We start from the raw sequence: 14,463 nt of genomic DNA, 5'->3' as shown, positions 1-14,463 counted from the left end.
AAAAGCTGTATTATGATGGTGTAGTAGATAGTTAAACAATTAGGGAGGAACAAGACAATGTCCGAACGAAAAGTATACAATGATTATTTCTATGATGAACCAGCTTTTAACACCCATGACGGTGGATACATTCCACTCAAGGTGCCTGATGTTCCAGAACACAAATTAAACATCCCCGAAATTTTAAAGCCCGATAAAGAAACCGATACCGACATGTGGTACACGGTGGATGCTCAACCAGGTGAAACTCAGATTTTACCCGGTGAAAAAACAAAGACTTGGGGTTACAACGCTAGTATTTTAGGTAAGACCATCATTTTAAAAGAGGGTAAACACATGCATGTGACCTTAAAAAATGACTTACCAGTTTTAACCACCTTTCATTGGCATGGACTAAATGTTTCCGGTCCATACGTTGACGGTGGTTGTCACGCACCAGTTTACCCTGGTGAAAGCAGTGAAATTGAGTTTACGGTGGATCAGCCTGCTGCCACATTGTGGTTGCATGCTCATCCATGTCCAGAAACTTCTGAACAAGTCTACAAGGGTCTTGCTACCCCAGTGGTTGTTCAAGACGACATTGAATCCAAGTTACCCTTCCCAAGAAATTACGGGGTCGATGACATTCCCGTTGTCCTACAAGACCGTCATTTCCACAAGGGTAACCAACTAAACTACAAAGAAGACTACGATCCAGACGGTGTTCAAGGTCCAACTGCCATGATTAATGGTACCGTGAACCCCTACTTTGACGTTACTACCCAACGAGTACGACTCAGATTCCTGGACGGCTCCAACCGTCGTGAATGGCGCCTTCACTTTGATGACGATCTGAAGTTCACTCAGATTGGTTCTGATGGCGGAATTCTCCCTGAACCAGTCGAGTTCACTCACCTCATGATGGTTTGTGCCGAACGTGATGAGGTCATCGTTGATTTCAGTGGTTATAAACCCGGTGATGAAGTTCAACTCTACTCCGACGACGTTCCCATCATGACGTTTAAGATTCATGAGTTTGCACCAGACAACACCAAGCTCCCAGATCACCTCGTTGACATGCCACCATTTGCCAAAATTGACAAGGATGCTCCCGTTCATAAGGCAGCTATGTCTGGAATGGACGAATCCGTTGAAATCAACGGTAAAAAGTTCGATATGCAACGAATCGATGATCGCCAAGAAGTCGGTAAAGAACGAATTTGGGAAGTATCTAATTCAAACGAAATGGATGGCGGGATGGTTCATCCTTACCACATGCACGGAACTCAATTCCGAGTACTTTCCAGAAACGGTGGTGACCCTTATCCAAACGAACACGGTTGGAAGGACACCATTGGGGTTAACCCCGGCGAAGTCGTTCGTTTGCAAGTTAAGTTCGACTTTCCTGGCGTTTACATGTATCACTGTCACATTACGGAACACGAAGACGGTGGCATGATGCTTCAGATCCAGGCTTATGACAAGAATGATCCACACAAGAAGTACAAGTTAATGAACATGGATACCCTATTAAACGCTCTTTCAAAAGAAGAGGGCATCCCAGTGAAGGACTTAGATATCCCAGCTATGAATTCATACAAAAAGATGGGAATCCACATGTGTTAATTAAAGATTGGAAAACAGCTGCAGTGATGCGGCTGTTTTTTTGTGGGTAAAATCATTTATGTAATTTATTAATGTTAAAAATAAGCGTTACGATGCAAATTCATCCAATTATCATCTAATAATTACAAACTTGGTCCGTTGCATTTTATCAACTTTATGATAATATTAATTACAATATAAAGCTTTAAATGGTTCAGAGAAGCCACAAGCATAACATGTTATCCATATAATGATTGAACGATTGTGTTCTCATGCTATTCTGTGCGGTGAATCTGGACCCTGCAGAATTAAATGGGAGGACAATTTTTTTATGCCAAAATTGACAAAGTATCAAAAGCGCATCACGTGGTCAACTGGGATTGGGTTCATCCTAGAACGAATGGACGCCATGTTTATGTCACTGGCACTGGCTTCAATCATCATTAGCTTAAACATCTCAAAGGCTCAGGGTGGCTTACTGCCAGCCATTACCGCCATCGGATCCATTTTCGGTGGGATTGGCTTTGGCGCAATCGCCGACCGTTATGGAAGGGTCAAAACCCTCTGCTGGACCATCATTATCTATGCCATTGGAACCGCCGGAATGGGACTTACCAACTCGTTCTGGATGCTATGTCTCTTTCGCATCATCATCGGTGTCGGTAATTCTGGTGAGTATGGGATTGCGATTACCATGCTAAGTGAGGCCTTCTCCAAGAAATATCTTGGTCGCTTGTCGGCCGCTGCTGGAGTCTGCGGTCAAATTGGTTCAATTATTGCCTCCCTCCTATCTGCCTTTATCCTTCCCCACTTCGGTTGGCACGTCCTCTTCTTCATTGGGATCGTTCCCGTTATCTTAGCTTGGTTTATCAGATTTCACTTACCCGAGAGTAAAGAATTTACCGAGAACCGGAACGCCATTGAAAAAGATCCCAACCGTGATTTCAGCCACTGGACCGAATTATTCGCCACCCCGAAAGAATGCTTTCTAACGGTCAGAATCATGATTATGTTCATGATTCACATCGCCGGCTATAACGGTCTAATTAGTTGGCTTCCCTCAATTGCTCAAGAAAGAATGCACATCTCAGTGGCCGGTTCATCCCTTTGGATGATTGCGACCATCGTCGGCATGTCACTTGGGATCATGTGTTTTGGGATCGTTCAGGATCACCTCGGCAGTCGTCTGGCGTATGGCATCTGGCTACTAGCCGCCGCTGCCTCAGTCTTTTTACTGATTATCGCGCAAAATAAGTTGGAATTTTTAATCGGTGGTGGAATCGTTGGTTTCTGTTCCGACGGGATGTATAGTGGTTATGGAACCATCGTCAGCAAGCTCTACCCAACCGAGATTCGGGCAACGGCCAACAACACCATCATGAGTATTGCTAAAAGTGTCGGCAGCTTTTCCACCGTCCTGATTGGATTCTTGATGGATCGCTTTAACCTCATGGCGGTGATCCTCTTTTTGAGCGGGATTTACCTCGTTAGCTTCGTAATCATGCTGTCAATCAAGGAATTAAAACACGAAAACAAGACGCCAATCACTACATCAGAAAACACGGAAAAGGTGGCATAATAACTTGAAAGTCCGAATTTTATCAACCAGTGACGTGCATGGATACGTGTACCCCACTAACTATACAACCCGCAATAACCACGCTTCACTCGGCATGCTTCAGGCAGGTGCCATCATCAAAAAAGCACAACAGGACGAAAAAGACGACGAAATTGTCGTAGCAATTGAAAATGGGGACTGGATTCAGGGATCACCATTTTCAACCTTTTTGTCAGAACAGGGCGCAGACAAACGTCGTCTTCTCAGTCAAATAACGGCTGATGTTGGATACGATGCCGCTACCCTTGGAAATCATGAATTTAACTACGGCCAACAGTACATTAGAGACACTGAAAGTAAACGTAATTACCCCATTTTGAACGCCAACATTGAGGGTGCCATTTCTAACAAGATTGCCGATCAACCGTACGTAATTATCAAGAAAAAAGGCGTCAAGTTTGCCATTCTCGGACTAACGACCGCCTTTATTCCCAATTGGGAGCGTCCTAATAACATTCAAGGATTAAAATTTAATTCAGCACTAGCAACGGCTAAGCAGTATGTTCCTGAATTACGTCAAAGGGCGGACGTGGTCATTGTCGCCTACCATGGTGGGATTGAAGCCGATCCAAAGACCGGTGAGCCGACGGAAAAGGACACGTCAGAAAACGAAGGCTACCGCATTGCGACGGAAGTCCCTGGAATTGATGCCCTCATTACGGGTCATCAGCACCGTCAGTTGGCGGGAAAAATTAATGGCGTTCCCTTCACTCAGCCTGGAGTTCACGGCAGTGATGTCGGTGAAATTGACCTGGATTTAACTTCTAACAAACAGCTTGTTAGAAGTTCCAGTCATCTCATTTCAACGGCTCACACCCAACCAGACTATGACCTAATTCCCGATCATCAAATCGAAAGCGAGGTGGAAGAATGGCTGGATCAACCAGTCGGCCAGACCACGGGAGCAAGCATGCTGATTGACGATCCCATGAAGGTCCGAATGAACAATCATCCCTACATCGACTTTATCAATCGGGTGGAGATGGATGCGATGAACGTTGACATCGCCGGAACCGCCCTCTTCAACGATGATATTAAGGGTTTTCATCATGACATTTCAATGCGTGAAATCATCAACGGTTACAGTTACCCCAACACCATTATGGCCGAAAAAATTACCGGAGCGGATTTAAAGCGGGCCCTCGAAAAATGTGCCGAATTTTTCGCCATTCAAAACGGTAAGATTGTCATTGACCCCAAATTCATTACCCCCAAAATGCAACTATTTAACTACGACATCTACAGTGGAATTGACTACGAATTTGACATCTCCCAACCGGTTGGCAAACGGGTGGTTAAACTCAACTATCACGATCAACCCATTGCTTATAATCAGGAATTAAAGGTTGCGTTAAATAACTATCGGGCCATCGGTGGTGGCGACTATGACATGTTTAACGCCCAGAAGGTAATCAACGAAAGTCCAGACAGTGCCTCCGACTTAATTGTGCAGTATCTAAAAAGACACGACCCCTATGTCGCCACCATCCCGAATAATTTAACGGTCAGAAAATAAAAAGAGCTTCCAAACGGAAGCTCTTTTAGTCTACTCATCTTCATTAATAATTTTATCGATAAATTCTTTGGTTCGCTGATTTTGGGGATGATCAAAGAGCTGATCCGGTGTATTCTTTTCCTGGATGTAACCGTCCGCCATAAACCAGACTTCATCGGCTACCTTTTTCGCAAAACCCATCTCATGGGTCACAACCACCATCGTCATGCCCTCGTTGGCCAGTCCTTGCATGACATGAAGCACTTCACCGACCATTTCAGGATCAAGTGCACTTGTCGGTTCATCAAATAACATAACTTGCGGATTCATGGCAAGCGCTCTGGCCATGGCAACCCTTTGGGCCTGTCCACCAGAGAGACTGGACGGATAAACATTGGCCTTCCCCTTTAATCCCACTCGGTCTAGTAATCTCAGTCCAATTGAAGCGGCCTCCTGATCTCTGACGTGTTTCACTTTTTTAGGAGCCAGCTTTAAATTTTCTAAGACGGTCATGTTAGGAAAAAGATTAAAGCTTTGAAACACCATCCCAATCCGTTCACCCAAAGTAGCAACCTCTTTGTGGTTGAACCTGGTAAGATCCTTTCCATCAAAGATAATTTGTCCACTGGTGGGTTCTTCCAACATGTTCAGACACCGCAAAAAGGTACTCTTACCAGAACCAGAGGGACCAATCACACAGATGACCTGGCCCGTTTTAATGGTTCCGTCAATGCCCTTTAAGACCTCATTTTCCCCAAAATCTTTTTTCAAATCGTTGACTTGAATCAACGTTTCATTATCAGTTTTAGTCATGGTTCATCCTTCTTTCAAAGTAGTTCAGCACCCTTGACAACGAGAACGAGAGGATAAAGTAGAGAATCATTGCAACGGCAATTGGTGCCACTCCTCTGTAAGTGTCAGCCCGAACGATGTTTAGTTCGTACACGATTTCTGTTACTCCAATGATTGAAACGATGGAACTGTCCTTGATAATGGTGATAAATTCATTTCCAAGGGCGGGCCAAATGTTCTTAAAGGCCTGGGGCAAAATAACCGATGCCATCATGTCTTTTTTAGAAAGCCCCAAACTTCTCGATGCTTCGGACTGCCCCTTGTCAACGGCGTTAATCCCACCTCTGATGATCTCACTGACATAAGCACCACTGTTTAAGGAAACGGCAATAATGCCGGCAGTCAAAGCGGGAATATTGACCAAAACTCCTAGTCCGAAGTAGACGAACAGGACCTGTACCATCATGGGGGTTCCTCTGACAAATTCCGTGTAGGCAATTGACGGCCAGCTCAAGAACTTGTATTTCGAGAGTCTCATCAGTACCAAGATGATGCCAAGAATGATGCCGAAGAAGACGGAAACGACTGAAATAATTAAAGTATACTCAACCCCAGTAGCGAAGTATTTCCAGTAGTGCCACATTGACGTGTTGTGGGTATTAACCTTCATGTGCTTCCCGGCATCCTTTAGGTATTGTGGAATCAGGTTCTTTTGGTGGATCTGATCAATGCTTTGATTGACGGCGCCTACAAGGGACGTGTTGCCCTTCTTAAACGCAATGGCAGTCCCAACGTCGTTTTTATTTAATTTGTAACCCGAATCAACGGCCTTTAGGGCATGATCGTTTGCAACATAGGCTTGGGCCACTGGCTTTTCAACCCCAACAGCGGCAACTTTATGGGTCTTAAGTGCAAGAACTAAATCTGGTGTCTTGTCCATCCCAACTACGTGCGCGTTGGGAATATACTTTTTAGCTAAACTTTGTTGCAGGGTTCCGGTCTGAGTTCCAACCTTTTGCCCCTTTAAACTATTTTTGTTTTTAATTTTGCCGGCATCATTTTTGTTGATGAGAAAATCCTGCCCACCGCTATAGTAAATCTTGGAGAAATCAGCATTCTGCTTCCGTTCGGGAGTCGGATTAATTCCGCCAATTGCCATGTCAATCTTACCCGACTGAACGGCTACCAGCAGAGAATCAAAACTCATATTTTTAATCTTTAACTTAACGTGTAAATTTTTCGCAATCTGTTTGGCAATGTCAATATCAAGGCCGACATCGTCCTGTTTCCCATTCCTATTAACCTGAAACTCAAACGGAGGATAATCCGGAGCGGTTCCGACGGTCAGTGTTCCTGATTGCTTGACTCGGTTCAACGATTGGTCATCCGCGTGTGCTGGTCGTCGTGTTAACAAGGTACCCATTCCAACAATGACAACGACCAACAACAACTGCATGACAGTCTTTAACTTCGACTTACTCATTGAACTTCATCTCCTTAACAATTTCTTAATTAATTTTTCAAAGTGTACCACCTGTGAAATGAAAAGCAAATCTAATTTAAGAAATTCTGCTATCAAAGAACGCAAAAAGACTGAAGCCATGCGGCTTCAGTCTTTTTTACTTTTTTATTTTAATTCAGCTTTAGCCTTGTTAATCTGCGCTCTGACCTGCTCAAATCCAGTTCCACCTTCGGAGTTGCGGCGCTTCACGGCCACTTCTGGATCGAGTTCGTGATAGACATCATCCTGGATTACAGATGAGGCTTTCTGTAACTCTTTTAAACTCAGGTCCTGTAAGTCACGGTGCGTTTGAATGCAGTTCAAGACCAATTTACCAACAATTCCATGGGCCTCACGAAATGGAACCCCCTTGGCCGCCAAGTAGTCGGCCAGCTCGGTTGCGTTTGATAAATCATGCTTGGTACTATCACGCATCTTGTCCTTATTGATCTTTAGGGTGGAGAGCATCCCGTTGAACACCTTGAGTGCCGGCAAGACGGTCTTAACCGCATCAAAGACCCCTTCTTTGTCTTCCTGTAAGTCTTTATTATAGGCCAATGGCAGTGATTTCATGGTTGACAGAAGTCCCATCAAGTCACCATACACGCGCCCGATCTTTCCCCGAATCAGTTCGGCCATGTCTGGATTTTTCTTCTGCGGCATGATTGAACTACCAGTCGAATACTCGTCACTAATTTCTAAGTACTGAAACTCATAACTAACCCACATACTAATCTCTTCACAGAAACGGGACAGATGCATCATCAAGATGGAACAGTTACTCAGAAATTCCAAGGCAAAGTCACGGTCAGAAACAGCGTCTAACGAATTGGCATAGACCTCATCAAAGCCAAGTTCTTGGGCAGTAAACTGCCGGTCAATGGGAAACGTGGTCCCAGCAAGAGCCGCCGCTCCCAGTGGCAGCATGTCCGTGTGCTTCTCATTAAACTCAAAACGTTCCTTGTCCCGCTTCAACATCTGGTAGTACGCCATCAAGTAGTGGCCGTACGAGATGGGCTGGGCATGCTGAAGGTGCGTATAACCCGGCATGATGGTTTCTACGTTTTCATCCGCCATCTTCACCAACGTCTTCTGTAAAATCGTAATCTCGTCAATGATTTTGGGAAGCCGTTTTTTTAGGTATAAATGAAAATCCGTTGCCACCTGATCGTTTCTGGAACGCGCCGTGTGAAGTTTTCCGGCTACCGGACCAATCCGATCGGTGAGGATCTTTTCAATATTCATATGAATATCTTCATTTGCTTTGGAGAACTTAATTTTACCAGCGTGCAAATCGGTTTGAATGCCCTCTAAGCCACTGACAATCTGTTTAACGTCGCCAGCGGGAAGAATGCCAGTCTTTTCTAGCATTTTTACGTGAGCCAGCGATCCCTCAATATCCTCGTCAGCCATTAACTGGTCAAAAGAGATTGACGAACCAAAATTATCAACCGATTCATCAGGTTGCTCGGTAAAGCGGCCACCCCATAGTTTATCGCTCATTTACTTTTGTCCTTTTGCTTTTGATTTTTAATCTGAACCTGAGAGTTCACCTTCGTTGGAAGACCCCACAATTTGATAAAGCCCTTGGAAGCCACCTGGTCGAATGAATCAGATGAGGTGTAGGTAGCAAGATCCTTATCATACAGCGAGTTCTCTGACTTTCTGCCAAGGACGGTGACGTTACCCTTAAATAACTTAACTCTGACCACCCCACTGACGTGTTTCTGCGAATCCTTCAAAAAGACCTGAAGTGACTCCATTAGTGGTGAGAACCAGAGTCCGTCGTAGATGACCTCACTGATTTCGTTTTCAACAATGGGCTTGAAGTGTGCCAATCCTCTTTCAAAGGTCAAATCTTCAAGTTCCTTGTGAGCTTTAAGGAGCACCGTTGCTCCAGGAGTCTCATAGACTTCTCTGGATTTGATTCCAACTAACCGATTCTCAATGTGGTCAATTCGACCGATTCCATTTTCACCAGCAATCGTATTTAACTCTTTGATGATATCAGCAAATTTCATGGGCTTGCCGTTCAACGCAACTGGAAGACCTTTTTTAAACGTAATTTCTAGTTCGGTTGGTTCATCGGGCGTTTCTTCAACCGGTTTGGTCATATCAAAGGCATCCTCTGGAGCGCTAACCCATGGATCTTCTAAGACCCCGGCTTCGTTAGCACGACCCCAGATATTACTGTCAATTGAATATGGTGAATCTAAATCAATTGGGATATCAATATTGTGATCCTTAGCGTACTCAATCTCGTCTTCTCTAGACCAGTGCCAGTCACGAACTGGACTTAACACGTCTATGTCGGGAGCAAGGGCATGAATAGCAACTTCAAATCGGACCTGATCGTTTCCTTTTCCAGTACAACCATGAGCGATCGCATCGGCGCCTTCGTTCTTTGCGACCTCAACCAATTTCTTTACAATCAAAGGTCTTGATAAAGCAGAAACAAGCGGATACGATCCTTCGTACATGGCGTTGGCCTGTAAGTCGACTGAAGCATACTCATCAGCGAATTCATCTTGAGCGTCAATTACGTATGAGCGGACGGCACCCACCTTTAGCGCTTTATTTTTAATGAATTCTGGGTCCTTGTTTTCGCCAACGTTGATGCAGGTTGCAATGACGTCATAACCTTTATCAGTCAACCAAGCGATCGCAACTGAAGTATCAAGACCACCAGAATATGCTAGAACGACTTTTTTCCTTTTATCTGACATTACTAATTCACCCTTTTCTTTTAAGATTGTTCTAAGAGTACTACGCGAATATTGATTTTTCAACCACCTTTGGGATAAAAGTCACATATTCAACACTTAAAGGTTCTCGTCAATCTCTTGATCATCACTGTCGGGAATCTTGGAGTCGGCGTGACGCATGCCGTAAACGAAGTAGATAATGACACCCAACAGGAACCAGACCACCGCATAAATTTTAGCCTGAATATCGAGTCCCATAAAGACAGCGAGGGAGCCCAAAAAGCCTAATGCGGGTAAGATTGGATAAAAAGGAATTCGGTAAGCCGCCTTGGGGAGGGTTTTCCCTTCGCGTCTTCTGAGTGGATACATGGCCAGTGAGACCGCCATGAAGGCAATTAACGTCCCAGCTGAAATCAATTGGGCGAGGAAGGTAAACGGAAAAATGGCCCCCAGAATGATTCCAATGATGGTGATGATCCAGAGCGCATTACTTGGAATCTTTTTTTGATTCAGTTTGCCAACGGCCTTGGGCAACATTTTGTCACGGCCAAAGGAATAGATTAAACGGGAACCAGCCATCATCATTCCAATTAAAGCCACTAACATCCCGGCAACCGCCACGGCCTGCACGACGGTGGCAACAATAGTGTGACCACTTTGTCGAAGCGCCCACCCCACTGGTTCGGCGTTGTTAGTATACATGGTGTACTTAAACATCCCTACCAACACTAGTGAAACACAAATAAAGAAAATCGTAGCGATTACTAACGAACCGATGATGCCACGTGGCATGGTTTTTTGGGGATTCTTAGCTTCACCAGAGTTAGAGGCAATGGAATCAAACCCAATGTAGGAGAGAAAAATCGTTGAAATTCCAGCGTAGATCCCTTGCCAGCCACCAAAGACCGTTCCATCAGGATTCGGATGACTTTTCGGGAAAAACGGAACGTAGTTTTGGGCTTTGATAGCGGTCGCACCAACCACGATAAAGGTCACGATTGCCAGCAGTTTCAACACTACCAACACGTTTGAAATTCGAGTTGTTTGTCGGTCACCACGCATCAAGATGTAGGTGACAAGTGCCAACACTAAAACGGCAATAATATCAATTACCCCTCCGTTAGTACCAAGTGGGGAAGAAATTGCCTTTGGTAGCGTAATTCCAAGCGGCGAGATTAGTCCTTGGACGTTTGATGAGAGTCCAGCGGCAACAAAGGCCACGGCAATGAGGTATTCCGCTAGTAGCGCCCAGCCAACGATCCAGCCCCAAAATTTACCAAACAGGACTGAGATCCAAGAATAAGCAGAGCCGGCGAAGGGCAAGACGGACGCCATTTCAGCGTAATTCATTGCTACGAGGCCAGCTACTAGTGCTGCTAGGATGAACGAAATGACAACGGCCGGTCCGGTATACTTAGCTGCTACAATCCCAGGTAAGGTGAAAATTGACGTTGAAAGGATGGTTCCAAGGCCGAGCGCGAGGAAGTCCTTAACGGTCATGGTTTTTTCCAAGTGTTTATCTTTAGATATATAGAAATGAAAATCAACTTTTTCATTCATCTTGTGCCAAATATTTTTCATGCTTCAAACTCCTTTTGGTTACCAACCCATGTTTGCGGGTGATTTAGTTAATTTTCCGTCGTTTAATTCTTGCATTGCTCGTTCAATAATTGAAAAGGACCTTTTTAAATCAGCTTCTTTAATTACCAACGGTGGTTGGAAACGTAAAACATTGCTACGGACGGTAATCATGATGGCCCCTAACTCAAATATTCGATAAATTAGTTTGTTAGCGGCATCACCGTCTGGTTTCTTGGTCTGAGGGTCAACAATGTCAATTCCACCATTTAATCCATACATCCGAACGTCACCAATAAATGGAAATCGGTCTTCCATTTGCTTAAAGAATTGATTGGCCTGTTTGCCTAATCTTGCACTTCGTTCTACCAAGTGTTCGTTTTTAATGACGTCTAACGTAGCGTTAGCAGCGGCCGCCGACACTGGATTACCAGCCGTCGTAAAGGTATTCCCAGGTGCATCCAAGGCATCCATAATTTCTTTTCGACCCGCAACGGCACTGAGCGGCAATCCGGATGCAATTGACTTTCCAATCGCAACTAAATCTGGATGAACATCCTTAAAATAATCAATTGACCACATCTTCCCACTTCGTCCGAGTCCTTGATTAACCTCATCTACGGCAAATAGGATGCCGTGATCCTTGGCAAATCGATACACCCGATTTAAAAAACGTTCTGGTGCTTTAATAAAACCACCATCACCTTGAATGGCTTCGATCTCAATGACCGCCGTCTCCTCAGCTGGTAAATAAGTCTCAAATGGCAACTTAAAGGCCGCAAACATCCGATCACTGAATTCATCATCATTTTCACCCTTTAGACGATTCCATGGACTTGGATATGGAACCTTCACCACTCCAGGTAAAAGTGGTCCAATTTTGCGTGACATGTTGAGACTAACTGCCGAAGTACTAATCGATCCATAGGTTGAACCATGATAAGCACCGGTAAAACTCACAATGTACTGACGGCCCGTGAATGCTCTCGCAAATTTAATGATCGCATCGTTCGCGTCTGATCCAGAATTACCAAAAGCCACTTTAGTTGGTCCATCAATTGGAGCTAATTTAGCTAATCGTGGCGCTAACTTAGCTTCTTCAGAAGTCGCAAAATAGGCTGGAGTGTATTGAATCAACCGGCTAGCTTGATCTGAAATGGCTTTGACAACTTTCTGATGACAATGTCCGGTATTAGTTGATGAAGCACTGGATAAGAGGTCAATGTAACTGCGTCCATCTTCGTCCGTTAAAATTGCTCCGGCCCCTGATTTAATTACAATATCAAAATACTTAATTCGTGCCGCCTTTGAATAAGCCCGCTGTTCGTGAGCCAGCGTTTCTTTATTTGTCATTTCAAACCCCCTTAAACTATTTATTAAAGTTAACTTCTTGAAAATAAAAAAATCCCCCAGTTCACGTAACTGGAGGACATTACCTACTTACCCCCGCAGTTACCAACAAAACTGTGAGGACTTAAAGAAGAAGTTAGCTCTGACTTAAAGGCATCTTATTATCCACACAATTTTTAATCATCACTGTGACTAAAATGAATAATAAAATGCTAATCATGGAAACTACGGGTGCCGTCATCGCTAAAACTTCCTTTCATTAGTTTCACTGATTGTAAATTGAAACGACCAATCCTGTCAATGCTTTTTTATCAATTTCTTAACAAACGACAAAAGAAAAACTGAAGCCAGCTTAAATGTCCAACTTCAGCTTTAACGATTATGCTTTTTTTGATTTAACTTGTTTGACATAACTATTCGCTTGCTTCTGGTTAAATTCATGTTCAGAACTTCCAATTACCACCGTCGCAAGTGAATTGCCGACCACGTTGACTGCCGTCCGACCCATATCAATGAACCGATCGATGCCAGCGATGAAGGTCAAACCAGACATGGGAACGCCAATCGTTGAAATAGTGGCAAGCAGCACAACAAAGGAGGCCCCTGGAACTCCGGCCATTCCCTTTGAAGTGATCATCAATACAATCAGTAAGGTAACCTGCTGTCCAATCGATAAGTGAATGTTATAAGCTTGGGCAAGAAAAAGAGCCGCCAGTGACTGGTAAATGGCTGAACCGTCAAGATTAAAGGTGTATCCGGTTGGGATAACAAACGAAACGATTGATGGATTAACGCCAAAGTGATCCATTTTTTGAATCATCTTAGGTAGAACCGCCTCAGAGCTGGCAGTCGAAAAGGCTAAAACAATTTCATTCTTGATAACCGCCAAAAGGTCCGAGAGTTTGAAATGACAGAGGCGAGCCACGACTCCCATTACTACCAGAACGAAAACAAGCATAGTGAGGTAAACTAAGAAAACAAAATAGCCTAACGGTAACAGGGCCTTAATTCCTAGTTCGGCCAAGGTGACCCCAATTAGGGCACAAACTCCAATTGGAGCTAAGTGCATGACCCAATTTGTAATTTTAAACATAACTTCTGAGACCGCACTCATGAAGTTAATAATGATTTGTCCCTTTTCACCGATGGCTGCGGTTCCTAAACCAAAGAAGACCGAAAAAACAATGATGGGCATCATATCACCCTTGCTTAATGACGCAAAGATGTTAGTAGGAATTAAGTTCATGATCATGGACCAGATTCCTGTATTTTTGGACTGCTTGGCAGTCGCTATGTATTGACTAATGTCCGTCGATCCATGCATTTGATGAACGTTAATGTAAGTTCCGGGATGAGCGATGTTAGCGACTAAGAGACCCAAAATAATAGCAACCGTGGTCATTAATTCGAAGTAAACCAGCGTCTTTACCCCAATCCGTCCGACCTTTTTGATGTCACCCATTCCGGCAATTCCAACCGTTAAACAAGAAACCACAATTGGTAAAACAATCATTTGAATTAGGCTAATAAACATAGTCCCAATGTTTTGCATTACATTAATGGCATCTTTATTCTGATAAAAAATAACACCTAAGATAATCCCTAAGAACAAGCCAAATACAATTTGCCAACCAAGTGAAAAACGGTACCAGCGTTGTTTTTTCATAAAATCACTACCCCTATGACTTAATTGTTGGTAATTATACACCTAATTTACGGCACAAAAAAAGAGTTCCTAACCAAATGGTTAAAAACTCTAGGTTGCGTGGCAACGTCCTACCCTTGCAGGGGGCGATCCCCCAACTACTCTTGGCGTGCTGAAGCTTAACTTCTGTGTTCG

General features: G+C 44.0%; 10 protein-coding genes. 3 read left to right on the top strand and 7 right to left on the bottom strand.

Annotated features, from left to right (window positions below):
* The first annotated feature begins 57 nt into the window (after nucleotides 1–57).
* The 3 genes from AC6UD0_RS05790 (at nucleotide 58) to AC6UD0_RS05780 (ending at nucleotide 4,718) form a co-directional block, all read left to right on the top strand.
* The gene (locus tag AC6UD0_RS05790; RefSeq protein ID WP_500708427.1) at nucleotides 58–1,605 is read left to right on the top strand and encodes a multicopper oxidase family protein; all 1,548 of its coding nucleotides are present in this window, start codon (nucleotides 58–60) and stop codon (nucleotides 1,603–1,605) included.
* Between the two features lie 310 nt (nucleotides 1,606–1,915).
* Nucleotides 1,916–3,163 carry an MFS transporter gene (locus tag AC6UD0_RS05785; protein ID WP_500694127.1) on the top strand — a complete coding sequence of 416 codons (1,248 nt, stop codon included), beginning with the start codon at nucleotides 1,916–1,918 and terminating at the stop codon, nucleotides 3,161–3,163.
* 4 nt (nucleotides 3,164–3,167) lie between these two features.
* The gene (locus tag AC6UD0_RS05780; RefSeq protein WP_500694128.1) at nucleotides 3,168–4,718 is read left to right on the top strand and encodes a bifunctional metallophosphatase/5'-nucleotidase; all 1,551 of its coding nucleotides are present in this window, start codon (nucleotides 3,168–3,170) and stop codon (nucleotides 4,716–4,718) included.
* A 30-nt stretch (nucleotides 4,719–4,748) separates the two neighbouring features.
* Here AC6UD0_RS05780 and AC6UD0_RS05775 read toward each other — a convergent pair whose 3' ends face one another.
* From AC6UD0_RS05775 to AC6UD0_RS05745, 7 genes are all read right to left on the bottom strand, one after another.
* The gene (locus tag AC6UD0_RS05775; RefSeq protein ID WP_500708426.1) at nucleotides 4,749–5,510 is read right to left on the bottom strand and encodes an amino acid ABC transporter ATP-binding protein; all 762 of its coding nucleotides are present in this window, start codon (nucleotides 5,508–5,510) and stop codon (nucleotides 4,749–4,751) included.
* On the bottom strand, nucleotides 5,503–6,972 hold the full coding sequence (locus tag AC6UD0_RS05770; RefSeq protein WP_500708425.1) for an ABC transporter substrate-binding protein/permease: 1,470 nt from the start codon (nucleotides 6,970–6,972) through the stop codon (nucleotides 5,503–5,505). The genes AC6UD0_RS05775 and AC6UD0_RS05770 overlap by 8 nt, the downstream gene beginning before the upstream one ends.
* A gap of 144 nt (nucleotides 6,973–7,116) precedes the next feature.
* Complete coding sequence (gene argH / locus AC6UD0_RS05765) at nucleotides 7,117–8,493, bottom strand: argininosuccinate lyase (protein WP_500708424.1); 1,377 nt, start codon at nucleotides 8,491–8,493, stop codon at nucleotides 7,117–7,119.
* A complete protein-coding gene (locus tag AC6UD0_RS05760) occupies nucleotides 8,490–9,716 on the bottom strand; it encodes an argininosuccinate synthase (RefSeq protein WP_500708423.1) in 1,227 nt (408 codons plus the stop codon). The genes argH and AC6UD0_RS05760 overlap by 4 nt, the downstream gene beginning before the upstream one ends.
* 96 nt (nucleotides 9,717–9,812) lie before the next feature.
* Nucleotides 9,813–11,276 carry an APC family permease gene (locus AC6UD0_RS05755; RefSeq protein ID WP_500695873.1) on the bottom strand — a complete coding sequence of 488 codons (1,464 nt, stop codon included), beginning with the start codon at nucleotides 11,274–11,276 and terminating at the stop codon, nucleotides 9,813–9,815.
* A gap of 18 nt (nucleotides 11,277–11,294) precedes the next feature.
* Nucleotides 11,295–12,626: an aspartate aminotransferase family protein gene (locus tag AC6UD0_RS05750; RefSeq protein ID WP_500695874.1), complete on the bottom strand. Its 1,332-nt coding sequence runs from the start codon at nucleotides 12,624–12,626 to the stop codon at nucleotides 11,295–11,297.
* A 376-nt stretch (nucleotides 12,627–13,002) separates the two neighbouring features.
* The gene (locus AC6UD0_RS05745; RefSeq protein WP_500708422.1) at nucleotides 13,003–14,289 is read right to left on the bottom strand and encodes a cation:dicarboxylate symporter family transporter; all 1,287 of its coding nucleotides are present in this window, start codon (nucleotides 14,287–14,289) and stop codon (nucleotides 13,003–13,005) included.
* Between the last annotated feature and the right edge of the window lie 174 nt (nucleotides 14,290–14,463).

This window comes from Fructilactobacillus sp. X7R9C1 (assembly GCF_059901005.1).
Note: the sequence above shows the minus strand (reverse complement) of the source record. Positions and strands in the feature narration are given on the sequence as shown.

Excerpts from the sequence above, each read along its gene's own strand:
- AC6UD0_RS05790 (WP_500708427.1), top strand. The coding sequence starts at position 58 with ATGTCCGAACGAAAAGTATACAATGATTATTTCTATGATGAACCAGCT.
- argH (WP_500708424.1), bottom strand. The coding sequence starts at position 8,493 with ATGAGCGATAAACTATGGGGTGGCCGCTTTACCGAGCAACCTGATGAA.
- AC6UD0_RS05770 (WP_500708425.1), bottom strand. The coding sequence starts at position 6,972 with ATGAGTAAGTCGAAGTTAAAGACTGTCATGCAGTTGTTGTTGGTCGTT.
- AC6UD0_RS05785 (WP_500694127.1), top strand. The coding sequence starts at position 1,916 with ATGCCAAAATTGACAAAGTATCAAAAGCGCATCACGTGGTCAACTGGG.
- AC6UD0_RS05775 (WP_500708426.1), bottom strand. The coding sequence starts at position 5,510 with ATGACTAAAACTGATAATGAAACGTTGATTCAAGTCAACGATTTGAAA.
- AC6UD0_RS05745 (WP_500708422.1), bottom strand. The coding sequence starts at position 14,289 with ATGAAAAAACAACGCTGGTACCGTTTTTCACTTGGTTGGCAAATTGTA.
- AC6UD0_RS05750 (WP_500695874.1), bottom strand. The coding sequence starts at position 12,626 with ATGACAAATAAAGAAACGCTGGCTCACGAACAGCGGGCTTATTCAAAG.
- AC6UD0_RS05760 (WP_500708423.1), bottom strand. The coding sequence starts at position 9,716 with ATGTCAGATAAAAGGAAAAAAGTCGTTCTAGCATATTCTGGTGGTCTT.
- AC6UD0_RS05755 (WP_500695873.1), bottom strand. The coding sequence starts at position 11,276 with ATGAAAAATATTTGGCACAAGATGAATGAAAAAGTTGATTTTCATTTC.